Annotated in this window: 17 protein-coding genes and 1 other RNA gene; 11 read left to right on the top strand and 7 right to left on the bottom strand. The window is 69.7% G+C overall.

Annotated features, from left to right (window positions below):
• The first annotated feature begins 12 nt into the window (after window positions 1–12).
• The 5 genes from BLS25_RS07595 (at window position 13) to BLS25_RS07575 (ending at window position 3,929) form a co-directional block, all read left to right on the top strand.
• On the top strand, window positions 13–1,713 hold the full coding sequence (locus BLS25_RS07595) for a bifunctional 3'-5' exonuclease/DNA polymerase (protein WP_081349734.1): 1,701 nt from the start codon (window positions 13–15) through the stop codon (window positions 1,711–1,713).
• A 23-nt stretch (window positions 1,714–1,736) separates the two neighbouring features.
• A complete protein-coding gene (locus BLS25_RS07590; protein WP_074694974.1) occupies window positions 1,737–2,759 on the top strand; it encodes a hypothetical protein in 1,023 nt (340 codons plus the stop codon).
• Between the two features lie 42 nt (window positions 2,760–2,801).
• Window positions 2,802–3,169, top strand: an RNA gene (gene rnpB / locus BLS25_RS07585) — RNase P RNA component class A.
• 73 nt (window positions 3,170–3,242) lie between these two features.
• On the top strand, window positions 3,243–3,557 hold the full coding sequence (locus BLS25_RS07580) for a hypothetical protein (RefSeq protein ID WP_074694973.1): 315 nt from the start codon (window positions 3,243–3,245) through the stop codon (window positions 3,555–3,557).
• An 81-nt stretch (window positions 3,558–3,638) separates the two neighbouring features.
• A complete protein-coding gene (locus BLS25_RS07575; RefSeq protein WP_143017854.1) occupies window positions 3,639–3,929 on the top strand; it encodes a hypothetical protein in 291 nt (96 codons plus the stop codon).
• 34 nt (window positions 3,930–3,963) lie between these two features.
• Here the strand turns inward: BLS25_RS07575 and ppgK are convergent, their stop codons facing one another.
• Complete coding sequence (ppgK, locus tag BLS25_RS07570; RefSeq protein WP_056231476.1) at window positions 3,964–4,749, bottom strand: polyphosphate--glucose phosphotransferase; 786 nt, start codon at window positions 4,747–4,749, stop codon at window positions 3,964–3,966.
• A 96-nt stretch (window positions 4,750–4,845) separates the two neighbouring features.
• Between ppgK and BLS25_RS07565 the strand changes: the two genes are divergently transcribed.
• Genes BLS25_RS07565 through BLS25_RS07555 form a run of 3 tightly spaced genes read left to right on the top strand, consistent with a single transcriptional unit; the run spans window position 4,846 to window position 9,416 of the window.
• Window positions 4,846–5,049 carry a hypothetical protein gene (locus BLS25_RS07565; RefSeq protein WP_056231480.1) on the top strand — a complete coding sequence of 68 codons (204 nt, stop codon included), beginning with the start codon at window positions 4,846–4,848 and terminating at the stop codon, window positions 5,047–5,049.
• A 25-nt stretch (window positions 5,050–5,074) separates the two neighbouring features.
• Window positions 5,075–6,415, top strand: coding sequence for a type I glutamate--ammonia ligase (gene glnA, locus BLS25_RS07560; RefSeq protein ID WP_056232374.1), 1,341 nt, complete (start codon window positions 5,075–5,077; stop codon window positions 6,413–6,415).
• A 10-nt stretch (window positions 6,416–6,425) separates the two neighbouring features.
• On the top strand, window positions 6,426–9,416 hold the full coding sequence (locus tag BLS25_RS07555) for a bifunctional [glutamine synthetase] adenylyltransferase/[glutamine synthetase]-adenylyl-L-tyrosine phosphorylase (protein ID WP_074694972.1): 2,991 nt from the start codon (window positions 6,426–6,428) through the stop codon (window positions 9,414–9,416).
• Between the two features lie 49 nt (window positions 9,417–9,465).
• On the opposite strand, the gene BLS25_RS07550 is transcribed toward BLS25_RS07555, so the two are convergent.
• A complete protein-coding gene (locus tag BLS25_RS07550; protein ID WP_056231486.1) occupies window positions 9,466–11,160 on the bottom strand; it encodes a long-chain-fatty-acid--CoA ligase in 1,695 nt (564 codons plus the stop codon).
• A 129-nt stretch (window positions 11,161–11,289) separates the two neighbouring features.
• Here BLS25_RS07550 and BLS25_RS07545 point away from each other — a divergent pair, with 129 nt between their 5' ends.
• Window positions 11,290–11,601: a DUF2277 domain-containing protein gene (locus BLS25_RS07545; protein WP_056231489.1), complete on the top strand. Its 312-nt coding sequence runs from the start codon at window positions 11,290–11,292 to the stop codon at window positions 11,599–11,601.
• A 71-nt stretch (window positions 11,602–11,672) separates the two neighbouring features.
• On the opposite strand, the gene glnA (BLS25_RS07540) is transcribed toward BLS25_RS07545, so the two are convergent.
• Window positions 11,673–13,097 (bottom strand): type I glutamate--ammonia ligase, encoded by a 1,425-nt coding sequence (gene glnA / locus BLS25_RS07540; protein WP_056231492.1) that lies wholly within the window; start codon window positions 13,095–13,097, stop codon window positions 11,673–11,675.
• Between the two features lie 133 nt (window positions 13,098–13,230).
• On the opposite strand from glnA (BLS25_RS07540), the gene BLS25_RS07535 reads away from it, so the two are divergent.
• Window positions 13,231–13,659 carry an RDD family protein gene (locus BLS25_RS07535; protein WP_256335554.1) on the top strand — a complete coding sequence of 143 codons (429 nt, stop codon included), beginning with the start codon at window positions 13,231–13,233 and terminating at the stop codon, window positions 13,657–13,659.
• A gap of 53 nt (window positions 13,660–13,712) precedes the next feature.
• On the opposite strand, the gene BLS25_RS07530 is transcribed toward BLS25_RS07535, so the two are convergent.
• A complete protein-coding gene (locus BLS25_RS07530; protein ID WP_056231496.1) occupies window positions 13,713–14,423 on the bottom strand; it encodes a DUF4191 domain-containing protein in 711 nt (236 codons plus the stop codon).
• A gap of 118 nt (window positions 14,424–14,541) precedes the next feature.
• Between BLS25_RS07530 and BLS25_RS07525 the strand changes: the two genes are divergently transcribed.
• On the top strand, window positions 14,542–15,555 hold the full coding sequence (locus BLS25_RS07525; RefSeq protein WP_074694971.1) for a hypothetical protein: 1,014 nt from the start codon (window positions 14,542–14,544) through the stop codon (window positions 15,553–15,555).
• A gap of 17 nt (window positions 15,556–15,572) precedes the next feature.
• On the opposite strand, the gene sucB is transcribed toward BLS25_RS07525, so the two are convergent.
• From sucB to BLS25_RS07510, 3 genes are read right to left on the bottom strand one after another with little or no spacing between them, the layout of a single operon-like run.
• On the bottom strand, window positions 15,573–17,297 hold the full coding sequence (gene sucB / locus BLS25_RS07520) for a 2-oxoglutarate dehydrogenase, E2 component, dihydrolipoamide succinyltransferase (protein ID WP_074694970.1): 1,725 nt from the start codon (window positions 17,295–17,297) through the stop codon (window positions 15,573–15,575).
• 54 nt (window positions 17,298–17,351) lie between these two features.
• Window positions 17,352–18,725, bottom strand: coding sequence for a dihydrolipoyl dehydrogenase (lpdA, locus tag BLS25_RS07515; protein WP_074694969.1), 1,374 nt, complete (start codon window positions 18,723–18,725; stop codon window positions 17,352–17,354).
• A complete protein-coding gene (locus tag BLS25_RS07510; protein ID WP_074694968.1) occupies window positions 18,722–20,188 on the bottom strand; it encodes a leucyl aminopeptidase in 1,467 nt (488 codons plus the stop codon). The genes lpdA and BLS25_RS07510 overlap by 4 nt, the downstream gene beginning before the upstream one ends.
• Window positions 20,189–20,218 lie beyond the last annotated feature (30 nt).

The raw sequence follows: 20,218 nt of genomic DNA, 5'->3' as shown, positions 1-20,218 counted from the left end.
CCCGAGACGGCCGTGGCCTCTGACACGGTCGTCGTCGCCCGCGCGGCATCCGGTTCCCCCGTCCTGATCGAGCTCGACGCCGACGCGAACCCGCTTCGCTCGACCGAGGTCGACGAGCTCGTCGCGGCCGTCCGTGCGCGCGAGCACGCGGGCGACGTGCGCTGGGTCTGGCCCGACACCACCACCGCCTACCCAGAGCTGCTCAATGCAGGCGTACGCGTCGCGCGAGCGTGGGACCTTCGGCTGGTGCACGCGATCCTGCGCGACGCCGTGGCCGTCACCGACGACGCCGGGCTCCGCCGCGCGACCGCCTGGGATGCCGCATCCACCCCACCCGACGCGGGCGACGCCCTCTTCGACCTGGGGGAATCGGCATCCGGAGTCCCCGAATCCGCCGACGAAGCGGTCGCCGAATACCGGCGCCAGCATGGCGCCATCGCCGCCGCAGCGACACCCGGCGCCCTGCGGCTGCTGGCCGCCGCCGAGTCGGCCGGTGCGCTCATCGCCGTCGAACTGCACGCGGCGGGCGTGCCGTGGAGTGTCGAGGCGCACGAGCGCCTGCTGGAGACCGAGCTCGGGCCGCGGCGCGGCGGCGGGCTCCCGGAGCGCATCGAGCAGACCGCCGCCGTCGTCCGCGACGCGCTCGGCGACCCGAAAGCCTCGCTCGACTCGCAGCCGCGACTGCTGCGCTCCCTGCACCGCGCCGGCCTGCTCGTGCAATCGACGAGCCGCTGGGAGCTGTCCGAGCACGACCACCCCGCCGTCGCCCCGCTGATCGCCTATAAAAAGCAGATGCGCCTCTACACCGCGAACGGCTGGGCGTGGCTGGCCGAGTGGGTGCGCGACGGTCGGTTCCGTCCCGTCTACGTGCCGGCCGGCGTCGTCACCGGGCGGTGGGCCTCGTCGGGCGGGGGAGCCCTGCAGATCCCACGCGCCCTGCGGACCGCGGTGCGGGCCGACCCCGGCTGGACGCTCGTCACCGCCGACGTGGCCCAGCTCGAACCCCGTGTCCTCGCCGCGATGGCACGTGACACGGCGTTGGCCGAGGCGGCATCCGGTCGCGATCTCTATGCCGGCATCGTCGAGCGCGGTGCCGTCGCCACCCGCGCCGAAGCGAAGCTCGCGATGCTCGGGGCGATGTACGGCGCCACCACCGGAGAGAGCGGACGGCTTCTCCCGCGGCTGCGGAGCACGTTCCCCTGCGCGATGCAACTGGTCGACGACGCGGCGCGCACGGGAGAGGACGGCGGGGTCGTTCACACCTGGCTCGGTCGGACGTCCCCCACTGCTGGGGAGTCCTGGCGCGCGCTGCAATCTCGGGCGAGCGACGCTGCGGCATCCGGGATCGACGAAACCCGCGCGCGCCGATCCGCGCGCGACCGCGGACGCTTCACACGCAATTTCGTGGTCCAGGGCACGGCAGCCGAGTGGGCGCTGGCATGGCTGGCCGACCTCCGCTCACGTCTCGCGAAATTCCCCGAGGTGGATGCCGCCCACGCGGCGCCTGCGTCGGGACCGGTGTTCCACCGGGCGCCGCACCTCGCCTTCTTCCTGCACGACGAAATCGTGGTGCACACCCCTCTTGCGCACGCGGATGCCGTGGCCGACGCGGTGCGGGAGGCGGCGGCATTCGCCGGGCGCTTGCTCTTCGGAGCGTTCCCCATCGACTTCCCCCTCGACCTCCGCGTCGGCACGACCGCAGACAAGGGCTGACAGGCGCTCGGTACGCTCGAGGGGTGATCGAGCTGCCGCCGTACCCGCGACGCGCCTCGAATGCCGCGGTGAGGGACGCCGATCCGCTCGCCTACCGCCTGGCCGCGTCGGGCGTGGGGACACTCGCCCTCGGAGTCCTGCTCCTGGTCGGGTGGGCGCTCGTGCAGTTCGAGGTCGTCAGAGCCGCATGGCTCGACACGCTCGCGGGACTGGTCGCTGTCGTCCTACTGTGGGCGGGTGTCCTCGGGCTGGCGCTCGGGGCCGCACTGGTCGCCTATCCGGCCGGAGTGCGGCGCGAACTCGCCCTGCACCGCTTCGCGCGTTCTGTGGGGTTGTCGTACGCGCGATTCGGCGCACCTCTCGAGATGGGCGGAGTCTTCTTCGCCGAGCGGGCCCCCGGTGCCGATCCCTCGTACGGGAGCGCCTTCGAGCTGTATCGGCCACCTTTCGACGATGCCCCGCTTCGCCTGGGCGTCGCCACGTTCGAGGGGGGACGGGATGCCGCGCGCGGGCCGCGCCACGCTTTTCGCTTCCTCGCTCTCCGGCTGCCCCGCCCGATGCCGCACATCATGATCGACTCGGTGCGCAACGGACGCCTCCGAGCCGAGCTACCGGGCGCGCAACGGGTGTCCCTCGAGGGCGAGATGGATCGCCACTTCGCGGTCTACGCTCCTCTCGGCTACGCGCGCGACGCTCTCCAAGTCCTCACACCCGACGTCCTCGTCTGCCTCCTCGAGCACGGACGGAACTGGGACGTCGAAGTCGTCGACGACCTCCTGCTCGTGGCATCCACCCGATTCCGGCGGGGCCGGGATGCCACGGAAGTGCCCGCTCTGCTGCGCTTCGCGACCCTCCTGGGTGCCGAAATCCGCACGCAGGTCGTGCCGTACACCGACCCCCGCGCTGTGTTCCCCCGCACGCAGGTCGCCGCCGCGGGGAGACGTCTGCGGCGGCGTTCGGTCTGGTGCGACATCGCCATTCTGCTCGGGCTCGTCATCGGAGTGCCCGCGGCGATCCTCGGTGGCGTCTTGCTCGTCGCCCGGTGACGGTGTCGGCGCGGCACGGCCCCGTAGACTAGCGAGCGCGAATGGGTCGGCTGGACGGTCGCGTCACGGGTTCGCCCGTGCCGAGGAACGTCCGGGCTCCACAGGGCAGGACGGTGGGTAACGCCCACCCGGAGCAATCCGCGAGACAGTGCCACAGAGAGCAGACCGCCCCGTCCCCTCGGGGTGCGGGGTAAGGGTGAAAGGGTGGTGTAAGAGACCACCGGGGTCGTGGTGACACGACCCGCGAGGTAAACCTCGTCCGGAGCAAGGCCAGACAGGGGATGACGACGCGGCTCGCCGAGTCCCCGGGTAGGCCGCTGGAGCGGCACGGCAACGTGTCGCCGAGAGAGATGACCGTCCACGGGGTTTCGACCCCCGGACAGAACCCGGCGTACAGGCCGGCCCATTCGCCCCTCGGGATCGCACGCCGAAAACCAGTAGTCCGGTCGGCATCTGAGCGCCGTGCGGCTCCGAAGACCTGTCGTGGCACAAGACGACGCACGGGACTTCCTGGTCAATCTCATCGATCGGGCGGACGCGACAGGACGACCCTTCTGGGACGCGACCGCCGACGAGCGGGCGATCGCGCGTGCGCGCTTCGGCACGCCCGCGGCCGCGCTGCAGACGACGCGCAGCCGCGACGGCGATTCGGGGGCCGTCGGCGCGGCCGATCTGTTCCTCGGCACGGCGATCCTCGTCGAGGTCGCGGCGGAGCTCCTGCAGGCGCCGAGCAATGGGCGCACGCGCCAGCAGGCCGTCGCCGCCATGCGCGACCGGGTGCATCTGCTGCTCGGCTAGACGCGCTCGCGGGTCACCCCCGATGCCGAGTGTCGGACATATGTTCTACACTCGACCACGGCCGGGGAAGGGGTCCGGTGCATGGGTTCGACGAGAGTCAGCGACGAGATGGTCGCTCGGGTATTGGCATCCATCGCCCCCTGCACGTTGCAGCCCGAGACCTGGGGAGCGCGGCCCATCGAGTGGTACGCGCAGAAGCGCCCCGTATGGGCGTGGGTGACCTGGCCCAACCGGGCCGCCACCCGCGAACCCGCGTGGGCGACGGGTGGCAACGACCGCGTGGTCATGCTCGAGGTGCCGTGCGAGGGCGGCCACTGGGCACCCGTCGTGTGGCGCAACGCGGTCAGCCTGCGTCGGGCAGACGCCGCCTGAAAGGTTTCCGGATGCCACGGCACCGGCCCCGGATCTACTTGACCGCGGGCAGCGCCTCGGGCACCGGCACCGCGAGCGACGCGGCGCCGATGATGCCGGCGTTGTTGCGGTGCTTCGCCGGGACGATGGGAGCACGCAGCTTCAGCAGGGGGAGGAAGTTCTCGGAGTGCTTCGACACGCCCCCGCCGACGACGATGAGGTCGGGGCTGAAGAGGAACTCGACGTAGTCGTAGTACCACTGCAGGCGCTTCGCCCACTTGTCCCACGACAGTTCCTCGCGCTCCATGGCCGAGTAGGCCGCGAAGTGCTCGGCGTCCTTCTTGTGCCCGGCGCGCTGCAGGTGACCGAGCTCGCTGTTGGGAACGAGCACGCCGTCGTAGATCATCGCCGACCCGATGCCCGTGCCGAGCGTCGTGAGGATGACGAGACCGTTCACGCCCTTGGCCGCGCCGTAGCGCACCTCGGCGATACCGGCGACGTCGGCGTCGTTGGCGAAGTGGATGTCGCGCGACAGGCCGTGCTCGAAGAACTTCTCGGCCTCGAAACCGATCCACGACTTCGAGACGTTCGCGGCCGAAAGGGTGCGGCCGCCCTTCACGATCGAGGGGAACGCGACGCCCAGGGGAAGATCCGCGGGGGCCTCCAGAGTCTCGAGCACCTGCTTCACCGCAGCGAGGACGTCGGCCGGCTCTGCACCCTCGGGCGTCGCGACCTTCACCCGGTCGCTGATCAGCTCACCGGCATCCAGATCCACGATCCCGGCCTTGATGCCGGTTCCGCCGATGTCCACTCCGACCGCACGAGACGCATTCGTTGCCATACCCCTCAGCCTATCCAGCCGCACGGTCGGGATCAGTAGGATCGGGGGAGCACCGGCGGTTCGCGCCGAGACGCGAGATCCACGTGAGGAGCGATCGTGAGCGACGATGACAAGAAGTACTGGTACAACCTCGAGACCGGCAAGGTCGAGCAGGGATACGAGTCGCCCGCGGTGGATCGCGCCGGCCCCTTCGACACCGCCGAAGAGGCGGCCAACGCGCCGCAGCTCATGAAGGAGCGCTCGAAGCAGTGGGCCGAAGAAGACGCCCGCGACGACTGGGGCTCCGGCTCCACCCGCTGAACGCCCACCGAAACGAGGGATGACGATGGACAAGCAGCGCGATTTCGTCTTGCGCACGATCGAGGAGCGGGGCGTCAAGTTCGTCCGCCTCTGGTTCACCGACGTGGTCGGCACGCTCAAGTCGGTGGCGATCGCCCCGGCCGAGGTTGAGGGCGCCTTCACCGAGGGGCTGGGCTTCGACGGCTCCGCGATCGAGGGACTGACGCGGTCGTACGAGTCCGACCTGCTCGCGCACCCCGACCCCACGACCTTCCAGATCCTGCCGTGGCGCGGTGAGATCGACCCGACCGCGCGCATGTTCTGCGACATCACGACGCCCGACGGGCAGCCGGCCGTCGCCGACCCGCGTCACGTGCTCAAGCGCACGCTCGCAAAGGCGGCCGACGCCGGGTTCACGTTCTACACGCACCCCGAGATCGAGTTCTACCTGTTGAAGTCCTCGCAGCTGGGTGCCGACGGTCGCCCGCAGCCGGTCGACTCGGCCGGGTACTTCGACAACGTCCCCGGCGGCACGGCGCACGACTTCCGTCGCCGGTCGGTGCGCATGCTCGAAGACCTCGGCATCTCGGTCGAGTTCAGCCACCACGAGGGTGGACCCGGCCAGAACGAGATCGACCTGCGCTACGCCGATGCGCTGACCACGGCCGACAACATCATGACGTTCCGCACGGTCGTGAAAGAGGTCGCGATCGAGCAGGGCGTGTACGCCACCTTCATGCCGAAACCGATCAGCGGCCAGCCCGGCAGCGGTATGCACACGCACCTGTCGCTGTTCGAGGGCGACATGAACGCGTTCTACGAAGAGGGCGCGCAGTACCAGCTGTCGAAGGTGGGCCGTCACTTCATCGCGGGCCTGCTGCGTCACGCGAACGAGATCTCGGCCGTGACCAACCAGTTCGTCAACTCGTACAAGCGCCTGTGGGGCGGCGACGAGGCTCCCAGCTTCATCTGCTGGGGCCACAACAACCGCTCCGCTCTCGTGCGCGTGCCGCTGTACAAGCCGAACAAGGGCCAGTCGACGCGGGTCGAATACCGCGCGCTCGACTCCGCCGCCAACCCCTACCTGTCGTACGCGCTCATGCTCGCGGCGGGCCTCAAGGGCATCGAGCAGGAGTACGAGCTCCCGGCCGAGGCCGAGGACAACGTCTGGTCGCTCAGCGACGCGGAGCGCCGCGCGCTCGGCTACGCACCGCTGCCGGCGAGCCTCGACCACGCCCTCGAATACCTCGAGGAGTCAGAGCTTGTCGCCGAGACGCTCGGCGAGACGGTCTTCAAGTACGTGCTGCTCAACAAGCGGCGCGAGTGGCAGCAGTACCGCGCTCAGGTGACGCCGTTCGAGCTCGCGAGCAACCTCGAAGCGCTCTGACAGTCGTCCCATGACCTCGGGCGATCGTTCCACCGCGCTCACCGCCCTCGCCCGCACCGGCTTCTCACGGCTCGCCGAAGCAGACACCCTGCTCTCCGAGCTCGAGGAGTCGGTGGGGGTGGAGCGGGCGGATGCCATGCAGCTCGCGCAGCGCGTGGCCGACCCCGACCGTGCCCTGCTGTCGATCCTGCAGGTCGCCCGCCGTGATCGCGAAGCGGTTCGCGCGGCGGCGGCGGACGCGGGAGCGTGGCGCGCCCTGTGGGACATCGTGGGCGCCTCCGACGGCTTCGCGGAGTTCTACCTGCGCCACCCCGATGAGCTCGCGCATCTCTCGGGTGCGGGCCTGACCCTGCCCGACGAGCCCTTCATGCGCGCCGAGCTCCTGGCATCCGTCGGCGACGTCGAGGGCTTCGCGTCGGATGCCTCGGATGCCGCGTGGGTGGCGTTGCGCGTGCGCTATCGGCGACTGCTGGCCCGGATAGCGGCCTACGACCTCGGGCAGGACGACCCCGCGGGCGCGATTCCCGCCGTGGCCTCGTCGTTGGCCGACCTGGCGGGAGCGGCCCTCGAGGCGGCTCTCAGCGTGGCGAGGGCGCGGGTCAGCGGGCCCGGGCCGGGATCGTTCGCTCGTGAACAGGTGGAGGCGACCCGGTTCGCGATCATCGCGATGGGCAAGACGGGCGCGCGTGAGCTGAACTACGTCAGCGACGTCGACGTGATCTTCGTGGGGGGATCGGCCGATGAGGACGCCGTCACCGAGGCGCGCGCGATCGACATCGGCACGCGGCTCGCCGTGCAGACGATGCGCGGCATCTCGGGTCCCGAGATCGAGCCGCCCCTGTGGGAGGTCGACCCGAACCTGCGCCCCGAGGGCAAGCAGGGCGCGCTCGTCCGCAGCCTCGCCTCGCACGAGCAGTACTACGCGCGGTGGGCGAAGAGTTGGGAGTTCCAAGCCCTGCTGAAGGCCCGGGCGATCGCCGGGGACCCGACGTTGGGGGCCGAGTACGTCGCCGCCGTCCAGCCCCTGGTGTGGCACAGCGCCGCGCGAGAGAACTTCGTCGAGGGCGTCCAGCGCATGCGCGAACGCGTCACCGATCACATTCCGTCCGCGGAGGTCAATCGACAGCTCAAGCTCGGGCCCGGCGGCATCCGAGATGTCGAGTTCACCGTGCAGCTCCTGCAGCTGGTCCACGGTCTGACCGATGAACGGATCCGCCAGCGCGGCACGCTCGAGGCGCTCGACGCGCTGGTCGCCGAGGGGTACATCGGGCGGTCCGAGGCCGAGGCGTTCGGTCGCGACTATCGCCTCCTGCGTCTGCTCGAGCACCGCCTCCAGCTTCGCGGTCTCCGCCGCACGGCGCTGTTGCCCGAGAAGGACGACGACCTGCGGGTCCTCGCACGAGCGTCGCGACTGGCCGACTCGGCATCCGGGGTGCAGGCCGTGTGGGAGGGCATCAAGCGCGAGGTGCGCGACATCCACGTGCGCCTGTTCTACCGCCCCCTGCTGTCGGCCGTGGCCGCCCTTCCCGAGGGGGAGCGCACCCTGTCGACCGGGCAGGCGCGCGATCGCCTCGCCGCGATCGGCTTCCGCGACCCGGCCGGAGCGCTCCGCCACATCGCCGCGCTGACCAGCGGCTTGAGCCGCAAGGCGACGATCCAACGGCACCTCATGCCGATCATGATCCGGTGGTTCGCCGACGGCGTGGATCCCGATTACGGCCTGCTCGTCTTCCGCCGCATCAGCGAGCGGCTCGGCAACACCCCCTGGTTCCTGCGGATGCTGCGCGACTCGGCCGGGGCCGCCGAGAGCCTCACGCGGGTGCTCTCGGGCTCGCGGTACATCGGTGAGCTCATGGAATGGATCCCCGAGTCGGTGGCCTGGCTCGACGACGACGCGCTGCTGCGCCCCCGTTCGGGAAAGGCGCTCGAAGAAGAGGCGCGGGCCATCCAGACCCGCTGGCAGAACATCGACGACGCGATGCGTTCGGTGCGGGCGCTGCGCCGGCGCGAGATGCTGCGTGTCGCGATGGCCGCGGTTCTCGGAACGGTCTCGCTCGAGGAGCTCTCCGACGCCCTCAGCACCATCACCGAGGTCACCATCCAGGCCACCCTGCGCGCCGTGCGCCGTGTCGTCGTCCCGCCCGAGGACGACGATCTCGACTTCGCGGTCATCGCGATGGGACGCTTCGGCGGACGCGAGATCGGTTTCGGATCGGATGCCGACGTGATGTACGTCTATCGCGCGAACGGAATCGACCCGCAGCGGGCCAGTCAGCTCGCGCTGAAGCTCGTCGCCGGCCTGCGCGAGCAGTCGGAGGACCACCGTCTGCCGCTCGACCTCGATGCGGAGCTCCGACCCGAGGGGCGGAGCGGTCCTCTCGCCCGCTCCCTCGACGCCTACGCCGAGTACTACCGGCGGTGGTCGTTGTCGTGGGAGGCGCAGGCGCTCCTGCGCGCCCGTGGCGTGGCCGGCAGTGTCATGCTCATCGGGGCGTTCCTCGAGCTCGCCGACGAGGTGCGGTATCCGGTGTCGGCCGATCAGAACGGGCTCCGCGAGATCCGGCGCATCAAGGCGCGCGTCGAGAACGAGCGTCTGCCGCAGGGCGCCGACCCCGCTCGGCACCTCAAGCTCGGCCCCGGTTCGATCAGCGACGTGGAGTGGCTCGTGCAATTGCTGCAGCTCCAGCACGCGCGCGCGATCCCCGCGATGCGGACGACGTCGACGCTCGAGGCGTTGGATGCCGCTGTCGACGAGGGGATCATCGAGGCCGACGCGGCCGAGAAGCTCGCCGCGGCTTGGCATCTCGCGAGCCGTCTTCGTTCGGCGAACACGCTGTTGTCGGGCCAGACGAGCGATGTGCTTCCCGTGGACCGAGCGAAGCTCGACGGTATCGGTCGCATCCTCGAATATGCTCCGCGCTCGGCCACGCAGGTCGAAGAGGACTACCTGGGCACCACGCGCCGCGCGCGCCGCGTCTTCGACAAGCTGTTTTACGGATGACCGTGAGCGGAAGGGATGCCGCCCGCTCGCGGCATCCCTTCCGCACAGCTCACGACATGAGACGTTCGCGCACCTCGCGTCGCTGGACCTTCCCGATGAGGGAGCGGGGCAGGTCGTCGACCACGACGACACGACGCGGCACTTTGTAGGCCGCGAGGCGCGCCTTGCAGAAGTCGCGGATCGCGTCGGGTTCGACGTGGACGCCGTCGCGCAGCACGATCGCCGCCGCGACGTCTTCTCCGCCGCTCGACTTGGGTAGGGCGACGACCGCCGCTCCGGCGATGTCGGGGTGCGAGGTCAGGACGTCTTCGACCTCGCTGGGCGACACGTTGAACCCGCCCGTGATGATGATCTCTTTGAGACGGTCGACGATGGTGACGAAGCCGTCCGGTGAGACCGAGGCGATGTCGCCCGTGCGCAGCCACCCGCCGTCGAGCAGTGTCGCCGCCGTGTCGGAGGGGCGGTTCCAGTACCCCTGGAAGACCTGGGGACCGCGCAGGAGGAGCTCTCCGGGCTCGCCGAGGGGCCGGTCGACGGTCGGGTCCTCGGGGTCGACGACGCGGATGTCGGTGCTCGGAAAAGGCACGCCCACCGTTCCGGGGCGGCGGGACGGGCCGATGGGGTTGCCGAGGGCGACCGGCGACGACTCGGTCATTCCGTACCCCTCGACGAGAAGACCCCCGGTGGCGGCCTCCCACCGATCGACGGTGGCGACGGGCAGGCTCATCGCCCCCGAGATCGCGAAGCGCACGGTGCTCAGGTCGAGCGTGCCCCGGGCTGCGGCGCGCGCGAGCTGGTCGTAGATGGGGGGAACGGCGGGAAGGAAGGTGGGCGGGCTCTTCTTCGCCGCCGCCGCGACCAGCTCGAGGTCATACTTCGGGAAGAGCACGAGCTTCGCCCCGATGCTCATGGCGAATGTCAGGCAGAGCGTGAGCCCGTAGGCGTGGAACAGGGGGAGGACCCCGTAGAACGTCTCTTCACCGTCGCGAAGGCCCGGTACCCACGCGCGGCCCTGCATCGCGTTGGCCCGCAGGTTCGAGTGGGTGAGGACGGCGCCCTTGGGGCTGCCCGTGGTGCCGCTCGTGTACTGCAGCAGTGCGATGTCGTCGAGAACGGGGCCGGGGTGCTTTCGAGACAACGTGCCGTGCGTGAGGAGCTTCTCCCACGCCTGCGGACGCTTGGACCGCGGCGCGCTGGTGAGCTGCTCGCGCGCGGCCTTGGCTTTCGCCACCGGGAGGCGCAGCGCGAGGCGCTTCGCGAAGGGGAGGGCGGTCGTGATGTCGACGCTGATGATCTTCTCGAGCGCCAGGTCGGCCGGGAACTCGGCGACGGTGTCGGCCAGCTTGTCCCACACGATGGCGAACCGGGCGCCGTGGTCCTCGAACTGATGACGCAGTTCGCGGGGCGTGTACAGCGGGTTGTGCTCGATGACGATCGCGCCGAGGCGCAGCGCGGCATAGAACGCGACGACGTGCTGCGGCGAGTTCGGCAGGACGAGGGCGACGCGGTCGCCGGCCCGAACCCCCAGTCGACGCAGGCCCTCTGCTGCGCGGGAGACCTGGTCGCCGAGCTCGCGATAGGTGGTCGGCGCACCGAAGAACTCGAGGGCGGTCTTCTTTCCGTACCGCGCGACCGAGGCCGCCAGCATCTCGGGCAGTGTCTGCGAGGGCTCGTCGATCTCGAGGGGCACCCCCTCGGCGTAGGAGGTGGACCACGGACGCGACGCGTATGGGGACTCGGCCATGCTCCCATCCTCCCGTGCCCCTCCGACATCGCGGCGGAGGTTCACCTGAAGGGATGCCGGGAAGCCGGCGACGAGGCGAAAAACTGACGACCCTCGCAACCGGCGGCCGATCGGCCTAACCTGGCCCGCATGTGCCGCAATATCGTTCCCCTGCACAACTTCACGCCTCCGGCGACGGATGCCGAGTGCCACGACGCGGCGCTCCAGTTCGTCCGCAAGATCGTGGGGACGACGACGCCATCGCGGGCCAACCAGGATGTCTTCGATCGCGCCGTGGACGAGATCGCGGCATCCGTCCGGAATCTGCTCGACGACCTGGTGACGAAAGCCCCGCCGAAGGTGCGCGAGGTCGAGGCGGCGAAGCGGCAGGCCCGCTCGGCCGAGCGCTACGAAGCCATCCGCGTCTTCCAGGAGCAGAAGCGAGCGTCACGCGCCGGATGATCCGCAGGCGAACGACGATGCCCGCCCCCGCGAAACGGCGGGGACGGGCGTCGACGTGGAGGATCGGGCGATCAGACCCCGAAGTACAGCTCGTACTCGAAGGGGTGCGGGCGCTGGGCGATCGGCTGGATCTCGTTCTCGATCTTGTACTCGATCCAGGTGTCGATGAGCTCCTGCGTGAACACGCCGCCGGCGAGCAGGAACTCGTGGTCGGCGCGCAGAGCCTCGAGCGAGTCGAGCAGCGAGTTCGGAACCTGCGGGATGTTCTTGGCCTCTTCGGCGGGGAGCTCGTAGAGGTCCTTGTCGACGGGCTCGTGCGGCTCGATGCGGTTCTTGATGCCGTCGATACCGGCCATGAGCTGAGCCGCGAACGCGAGGTACGGGTTGCCCGAGGCGTCGGGAGCGCGGAACTCGATGCGCTTTGCCTTGGGGTTGGTACCCGTGATCGGGATACGGATGGCCGCGGAGCGGTTACCGGCCGAGTACACCAGGTTGACCGGAGCCTCGAAGCCCTTCACCAGGCGGTGGTAGCTGTTGAGGGTCGGGTTGGTGAACGCGAGGACCGCGGGGGCGTGCGCCAGCAGACCGCCGATGTACCAGCGGGCGACGTCGGAGAGTCCGCCGTAGCCGGTCTCGTCGTAGAACAGCGGCTTGCCGTCGTTCCACAGCGACTGGTGCGTGTGCATGCCGGAGCCGTTGTCACCGAAGAGCGGCTTGGGCATGAAGGTCGCGACCTTGCCCCACTGCTCGCAGGTGTTCTTGACGATGTACTTGAACTTCAGGATGTCGTCGGCCGCGTGCAGCATCGTGTCGAAGCGGTAGTTGATCTCCTGCTGACCACCGGTGCCGACCTCGTGGTGCGAACGCTCGAGCGCAAAGCCCGCCTCGATCAGCTTGAGGGTGATGTCGTCGCGCAGGTCGGCCGTCTTGTCGACCGGCGAGACGGGGAAGTATCCACCCTTGTAGGGGGTCTTGTTGGCGAGGTTTCCGCCCTCCTCTTCGCGTCCGGTGTTCCAGGCGCCCTCTTCGGAGTCCACCGAGTAGAAGCTCGAGTTCTGCTTCACCTCGTAGCGGACGTCATCGAAGATGTAGAACTCGGCCTCGGGGGCGAAGAACGCGGTGTCGGCGATGCCGGTGGAGGCGAGGTACTTCTCGGCCTTCTTGGCGACCTGACGCGGGTCCTTGCCGTAGATCTCACCATTACGCGGGTTGTAGATGTCGAAGATCATGACGAGGGTCTTAGCCTCGCGGAACTGATCGACGTACGCGGTGGTCACGTCGGGGATCAGCTGCATGTCCGACTCGTGAATGTTCGCGAACCCGCGGATCGACGAGCCATCGAACAGCTGTCCGACGGTGAAGAACTCCTCGTCGACGGTCGAGGCGGGGATGTTGAAGTGCTGCTGCACACCAGGAAGATCCGTGAAACGGATGTCGAGGAACTTGACGTCCTCGTCCTGGATGAACTTGAGCACCTCGGACGAATCTTTGAACATGAAGACTCCAGAGGTAGAACATTCGGGATCATGCCGGCCTCGGCCAGCCTCCTCGACCCTACCCAGAACCGGTGTCCCGGTCATATCTCGCATGTTTCGGGGATGTTACGCGGCGCCGATTACGCTGGATGCCGTGAGCGTCCCCGCCGAGAACGAGTATCCGGGCCAGCGGCTCGGCCTTCCCCGCGAGGGTCGCGGCTCCATCGCCCGCCCAGGACGCCGCATCGCGGCCCTGCTCATCGACGTCGCGAGCGCCGGCCTCATCGGCTACGCGTTCTTCTCCGCACCCGACCCGGTGACGGGCGTGCCGTTCGCGAATCCGATCGCGACGAACCTGATCTTCTTCGCCGTCCAGATCCTCTTCATCCCCCTCCTCGGCGGCAGCCCCGGACACCGGATCCTGGGGATGCGCCTGGAGCTGGCATCCGGGGGCTGGGTGGGCCTCTGGCGCCCGATCGTGAGAACCGTCCTCCTCGCCCTCATCATCCCCGCGGTCGTGTGGGACGCCGACCAGCGCGGCCTGCACGACAAAGTCGTCGGAACGGTCCTCGTGCGTTCCTGAATCCCCGATCCATGGAAAAGGCCCCCGCCGGAGCGGGGGCCTTTCTCATGAGATCAGCGGGGACGCGGGGAGCGCATCTTCGTCGGGTCGACGCCCTTCGGGATCGGCAGCGACGACAGGCCCTGCGACACCGAGGACACGCGCTTGATGACGGCGGCCATCGTCGAGCGGTCGACCTTCTTCGGGAGCGCCTTGATCGTCGAGGCGAGCTTGGCGATCGGCACCTCGTCGTCGCCGTGTCCGACGTAGAGAACGGTGACGGGCACGCCGGCGGCGACGCGCGTCACACGGGAGCGCTCCTCGCCGACGAGACGCGTCAGACGGCTGCGGTTACCCTCGCCGATGAGGACGACACCGCCGCGGCCGATGGCCCGGTAGACGGCCTCCTGCGTGCGCGGGTTGACGCCGATCGGAGCCTCGGAGGCCTGCCAGTTGCGCCCGAGCGACGACGACAGCACGTGACCGGTGGCGCCGGGCATGCCGTCGATCTTCTTGTACATCGCGGTCGTCGACAGACGCGTCATCGTGATCATCGACGCCAGGATGCCGGCCAGCAGGCCCGTGACACCCCAGAGGATGATGCTCCAGGCCGCCAGCGGCGGGATCAGGAAACCGATGAGCACACCGAGGGCGATGCCCACCAGCACGATTCCGGCCAGCAGGAACGGCAACCACCGGTACTCCTTCTGGGTGAAGGTGTACAGGGTTTTGATCTGCGAGAAGAAGCCCGGACGCTTCTCGGGCGTGGTGGTGCGAGCGGCCATGAGAATGATTCTATCTTCGCCGCGAGTCCTTCCTCCCCAGGCGGCGGATCCCTCGTTCGCTCCCCACTTCAGGGGCGACGCGCCCTCGAGGGGCGGCGGGTTCGGCCACCATCGCGGAATGAGCAGCTCCACGGCATCCGTTCTCGCCGAACCCCTCGACGCGTACCTCAGACGTCGAGCGCGCAGCACCCTTCCCCTGACGCCGGGGGAGGCCGTCACGGCAGCCGTCGGCCTCCTTCGCGGATGCCGCGCATCCACCACCGCGGCGGACGGGAAGACCTGGTGGCTCACCGCGACCGGGTGCCCCGTGGCGATCGACGACCCGGACGGACCCGACGCGATCGCAGCGACCGCCGAGACGCTTGCGCACCTCGCTAACATCGCCGACGACACGCCCACGCGCGAGATCGTCGGTCGCGCACGAGAAAGCGTGTTGACGCGCCCTCCACGCGATTGGGAGGCGGTCGAGAGGCGTCTGTTCGCGCACGCGACGCCCGTTCCGCTCGTGCTCGGCCCGTTGTTCCCGGCAGCGGAACCCGTCGCGGATCCGCCGACGCGCGAGCAGGACGGCCCGGCGATCCGGGTGCTCGACCTCGTCGATGCCGACCTCGCCGACGCGACCCGACAAGCGCTCGAGCGTGTCCGCGGACACTGGCGTCGGTCTCGCGTGTTCCGCATGTCCACGTTGAGCGCGAGCATCGGGGTGATCGCCGTGCTGGCCTTCTGCCTGATCCCCGGAGACCGCGCAACGCCGCAGCCTTCTACCGGCCAAACCGTCGTCGATCCCGCGCCGACCTCGACGACGCCGTGGCTGTCGGACCCGCTGCCGGTGGACGAGCGCCGTCCGCTGTCCGACGACGTGGAACAGATCGCCCGCACACTGTTCACGGAGCTGCAGGGATGCCGAGGCGACGCGGCCTGCGTGTCCAGGTACGAAGAGAACTCCGCCTTCCCACGGGAACCTGTAGCGGCTGGGGCGGCGGCAGGAAAGATCACCGTCGTCGACGACTTCGGGGGAGTGACCGTCGTGCGGGTCGATGCGGCAGAAGCGACGCAGTACGTCACCCTCGTGCGCCAGAACGAGCGATGGCTGGTCCGCGCCGTCAGAACGGTCGCGGACCAGCCATCATGAGCCGGTGCTCGGTGGGATCAGATTCCGAGGTCACCCTCGAACTGCGCCGCCTCGAGGCGAGCCTTGACCGTGCCGAGGAAGCGAGCGGCGTCGGCTCCATCGATGATGCGGTGGTCGTACGACAGCGCGAGGTAGACGTACGAGCGGACCGAGATCGCGTCCTTGCCGTCGACCGAGACCACACCGGGCTTCTTCACCACGGCACCGAGGCCGAGGATCGCCGACTGCGGCAGGAACACGATGGGCGTGTCGAAGAGCGCGCCGCGCGAACCGGTGTTGGTCAGCGTGAACGTGCCGCCGGCGAGCTCGTCGGGCTTCAGCTTGTTGTCGCGCGTGCGGGCGGCGAGATCGGCGATCTCGCGCGCCAGCTGCGCGATGTTCTTGTCGCCGGCGTCCTTGACGACCGGGGTGAGCAGACCGCGCTCGGTGTCGACGGCGATCGACACGTTCTCGTGAGCGGGGTAGACGATCTCGTCACCCTCGACCGTGGAGTTGATGATCGGGTACGCCTTGAGACCCTCGATGGCCGCGATGGCGAAGAACGGCAGGAACGAGAGCTTGTCGCCCGTCTTCTGCTGAAACTCGCCCTTCATGCGGTCACGCAGAGCCGCGAGCTTGGTCACGTCGACCTCGACCACCGTCGTCAGCTGAGCCGTGGCCTGCATCGACGCGACGGCGCGCTCGGCGATGACCTTGCGCAGGCGCGACATCTTCTGCGTGGTACCGCGCAGGGGCGAGACCTCGACCGACGCGTGGGCGGCCGCCGGGGCCGACGCGGCAGCGGGAGCCGCAGCGGCGGGAGCGGACTTGGCTGCCTCGGCGGCCTTGAGCACGTCTTCCTTGCGGATGCGTCCACCGACGCCGCTGCCCTTGACCGAAGCCAGGTCGACGCCCTGCTGCTGCGCCAGGCGGCGCACGAGCGGGGTGACGTAGGTCACGTCGTCGTTGGACGAGGCGGCCGGAGCCGCGGCGGGAGCGGGCTGCTCGGCCGGCTTCTGCTCGGCGGCGGGAGCGGGCTGCTCGGCCGGCTTCTCCTCCGCCGCGGGGGCGGGTTGCTCGGCCGGCTTCTCTTCGGCGGCCGGGGCGGCGGGCGCCTCGGGCTGCGCGGCCGGGGCGGCACCACTGCCGATGCGCGCGAGGGCGGCACCGACGTTGACCGTCTCGTCTTCCTGAACCAGGATCTCCTGCAGCGTGCCGGCGACCGGCGAGGGAATCTCGGTGTCGACCTTGTCGGTCGAGATCTCGAGCAACGGCTCGTCGACCGCGACATCGTCGCCGACGGCCTTCAGCCAGCGGGTGACGGTGCCCTCGGTGACACTCTCGCCGAGCTCGGGGAGCTTCACCTCGGTGGAGTCGCCACTCGCGGCGGGCGCGGACTCGGCAGCGGGCTGCTGGGTGGCGGGCTGCTCGGGAGCGGCCTCGGCGGGGGCCGCCTCTTCGGCGGGAGCAGACTGCTCCTCGGCCGGGGCGGCCTGCGGGGCGTCGTCGGACGAGGCGGCGCCGGAGCCGTCACCGATCTTCGCGAGGACCGCTCCGACCTCGACGGTCTCGTCTTCCTGGACCAAGATCTCCTCGATCACGCCCGAGACGGGCGAGGGGATCTCGGTGTCGACCTTGTCGGTCGAGATCTCCAGCAGACCCTCGTCCTCCTGGACGGTGTCACCGACCTGCTTGAGCCAGCGGGTGACCGTTCCCTCGGTGACGCTCTCGCCGAGAGCGGGGAGGACGACGGAAGTGCTCATGGATATGTCTCCTTCGTACCGGATGCGGTACCTAGCTTAGTGACCGGTTTGCGGTCAGAGTGCGTGCAGGGGCTTGCCGGCGAGAGCCAGGAAGGCTTCGCCGAGCGCCTCGCTCTGGGTGGGGTGTGCGTGGACGAACGGCGCAATGTCTTCGGGGTGGGCTTCCCACCCCACGGCGAGCTGCGCCTCCGAGATCAGTTCACCGACGCGATCGCCCACGAGGTGGGCGCCGACGACGGGGCCGTCGACACGTCGGACGATCTTCACGATGCCCGAGGTGCCGATGATCTCGCTGCGTCCGTTTCCGGCCAGGTTGTACTCGTACGCGTTCACGGCATCGGATCCGTAACGATCCTGCGCCTGCGCCTCGGTGAGCCCGACGGACGCGACCTCGGGGTGCGAGTAGGCGACGCGGGGGACGTCGACGTCGGGGACCAGCACGGGCGCCAGCCCGGCTATTTCCTCCGCCACGAAGATGCCCTGCTGGAAGCCGCGGTGCGCGAGCTGCAGGCCGGGGACGATGTCGCCCACCGCCCACACGTGGTCCGCGGCGGTGCGCAGACGCTCGTCGGTCTGGACGAAGCCGCGGTCGAGGACGACGCCGGCTTCTTCGTAGCCGAGTCCGGCGGTCACCGGGCCCCGGCCGACAGCGACCAGGACGTAATCGGCCACGAGCTCGGAGCCGTCGTCCAGGGTCACGGTCGCCGAGTCCGCGGACTGCGAGAGGGAGGCGAACCTCTTCCCGAGCTGGAACGAGATCCCGCGCTTTCGGAACGCGCGCTCGAGCGCCTTGCTCGACGCCACGTCCTCGGCCGGCAGCAGGTGGGGGAGTGCCTCGACGATCGTGACGTCGACGCCGAACGAACGCCACACGCTCGCGAACTCGACACCGATCACGCCACCGCCCAGGACGACCACTCGCTCGGGGATCACATCGAGGTCGAGGGCCTGCTCGCTGGTGAGCACCCGCCCGCCGATCTCGAGGCCCGGCAGGCTCCGGCTGTACGAGCCGGTGGCGAGGATGACATCGGTTCCGCGGTACACGTCGTCGCCGACGCGAACCGTCGGCCCCGCCGCGAGCACCCCTTCGCCGTGGACGACACGGATGCCGCGAGCCGAGATCAGGCCCTCGAGTCCCTTGAACTTCTTCGCGACGATGCCTTCGCGGTACGCCCGCACGCGCGCCGGATCGATGCCCGAGAAGGTCACATCGACGCCGATGTCGGCCGCGCCACGGGCGGCATCGGCGACCTCGCCGGCGTGGAGGAGCGCCTTGGTCGGAATGCACCCCCGGTGCAGGCAGGTGCCGCCGAGCTTGTCCTTCTCGACGAGCACGACGTCTTTGCCCAGCTCGGCGAGGCGGAGGGCGGCGGCGTAGCCACCGCTTCCACCGCCGAGCACGACGACGTCGGCGGAGTACTCGGTCACCGTACGCCGTCCGTGGCCAGCATCTCGACGAGCGAGCGGACCGTCGCTCCCGTCACGCCCTTGTCGGTGTACCCGAAGGGCGCGGACTTGTTCATGCCCACACCGGCGATGTCGAGGTGCACCCAGGGGATACGCGGAGCATCGGCGTCCGACGAGACACGACCCACGAAGTGGCGCAGGAACAATCCGGCGAACAGCGAGCCGCCCGCGGGATCGCCGATCTTGGCGTTCTGCAGGTCGGCGATGGGGGAGTCGAGGTCGTCGACCATGTGGTCCGGGAGCGGCAACTGCCAGGCGAGCTCTGCCGTCCGCGAAGACGCGGCCAGGTACGTCGCGACCGCCTCGTCGTCTCCCATCACACCGGTGTGGCGGTTGCCGAGCGCGACGGTGATCGCCCCCGTCAGAGTGGCCACGTCGACGATGAGATCGGGGTTCTCGCGGCTGGCCGCGGCGAGGCCGTCGGCGAGCACGAGGCGACCTTCGGCATCGGTGTTCAGCACCTCGACGGTCGTGCCGTCGAGGGTGCGCAGTACGTCGCCCGGGCGCGTCGCGCGACCCGAGGGCATGTTGTCCGCGATGCAGAGCCAGGCGCTCACGTGCACGGGCAGACGCATCTCGGCCGCGGCCTTGAGGACGGCGAGCACTGTCGCGGCGCCGCACATGTCGTACTTCATACCGACCATGGATGCCGGCGGCTTGAGCGAGAGGCCACCGGTGTCGAACGTGATGCCCTTGCCGACGAGGGCGACGTGACGCTCCGCGTCGGCGGGCGCGTAGTCGAGGCGCACCATGCGCGGCGGGCGGTCGGATCCCTGCCCGACTCCGAGGATGCCGCCGTATCCGCCCTCGCGAAGGGCGTTCTCGTCGAGCACCTCGACCTCGACGGGCAGGCCCTCGACAGCCTTCACAGCGGCGTCGGCGAAGTCGGCGGGCCCGAGCCACTCGGCCGGGGTCGTCACCAGGTCCTTCACCAGCGCGACCGCACCGGCGACGGCCGCGACCGCAGCGGTGTCGCTGTCGGCGGGCGCCTCATCGGCGACCACCGTCACGCGGGTCGCGCGCACCTTCGCCGCCTTCTTCTTGTAGTCGGCGAAGCGGTATCCGCCGAGAGCGGCACCCTCGGCGATCGGACGCCACGGGGAGGCGACGAGCGACTGCACGGCGACGTGCTCGAAGCCGGTCAGCTGGCGGAGCCCCGTGCCCGCGGCGTCACGCAGAGCCGCGTCCGCCGGGTTCGAGCCCGCACCGGCCACGGCCACGGGGGTGGAGACGCCCGGGACGTGCACCCGCTGGAACGAGCCCGCCGCGCCGGTGAAACCGACGGCGGACAGCGACGCCATCAGTCCCTCCCAGCCGGCCGGATCCGGAGCCCCCTCCGAAACAGTGGGGACGATCAGAAGGATCGCGTCGGCGTCGGACTCGAGAACGGGGGCGTCGGTATACGCCACGGAGGGAAACGGCATGGCATCCATCCTAGGTTCGAGCGTGTTCGC

Source organism: Microbacterium testaceum StLB037 (genome assembly GCF_900104345.1).
GTDB classification, from domain to species: domain Bacteria; phylum Actinomycetota; class Actinomycetes; order Actinomycetales; family Microbacteriaceae; genus Microbacterium; species Microbacterium testaceum_A.
Note: the sequence above shows the minus strand (reverse complement) of the source record. Positions and strands in the feature narration are given on the sequence as shown.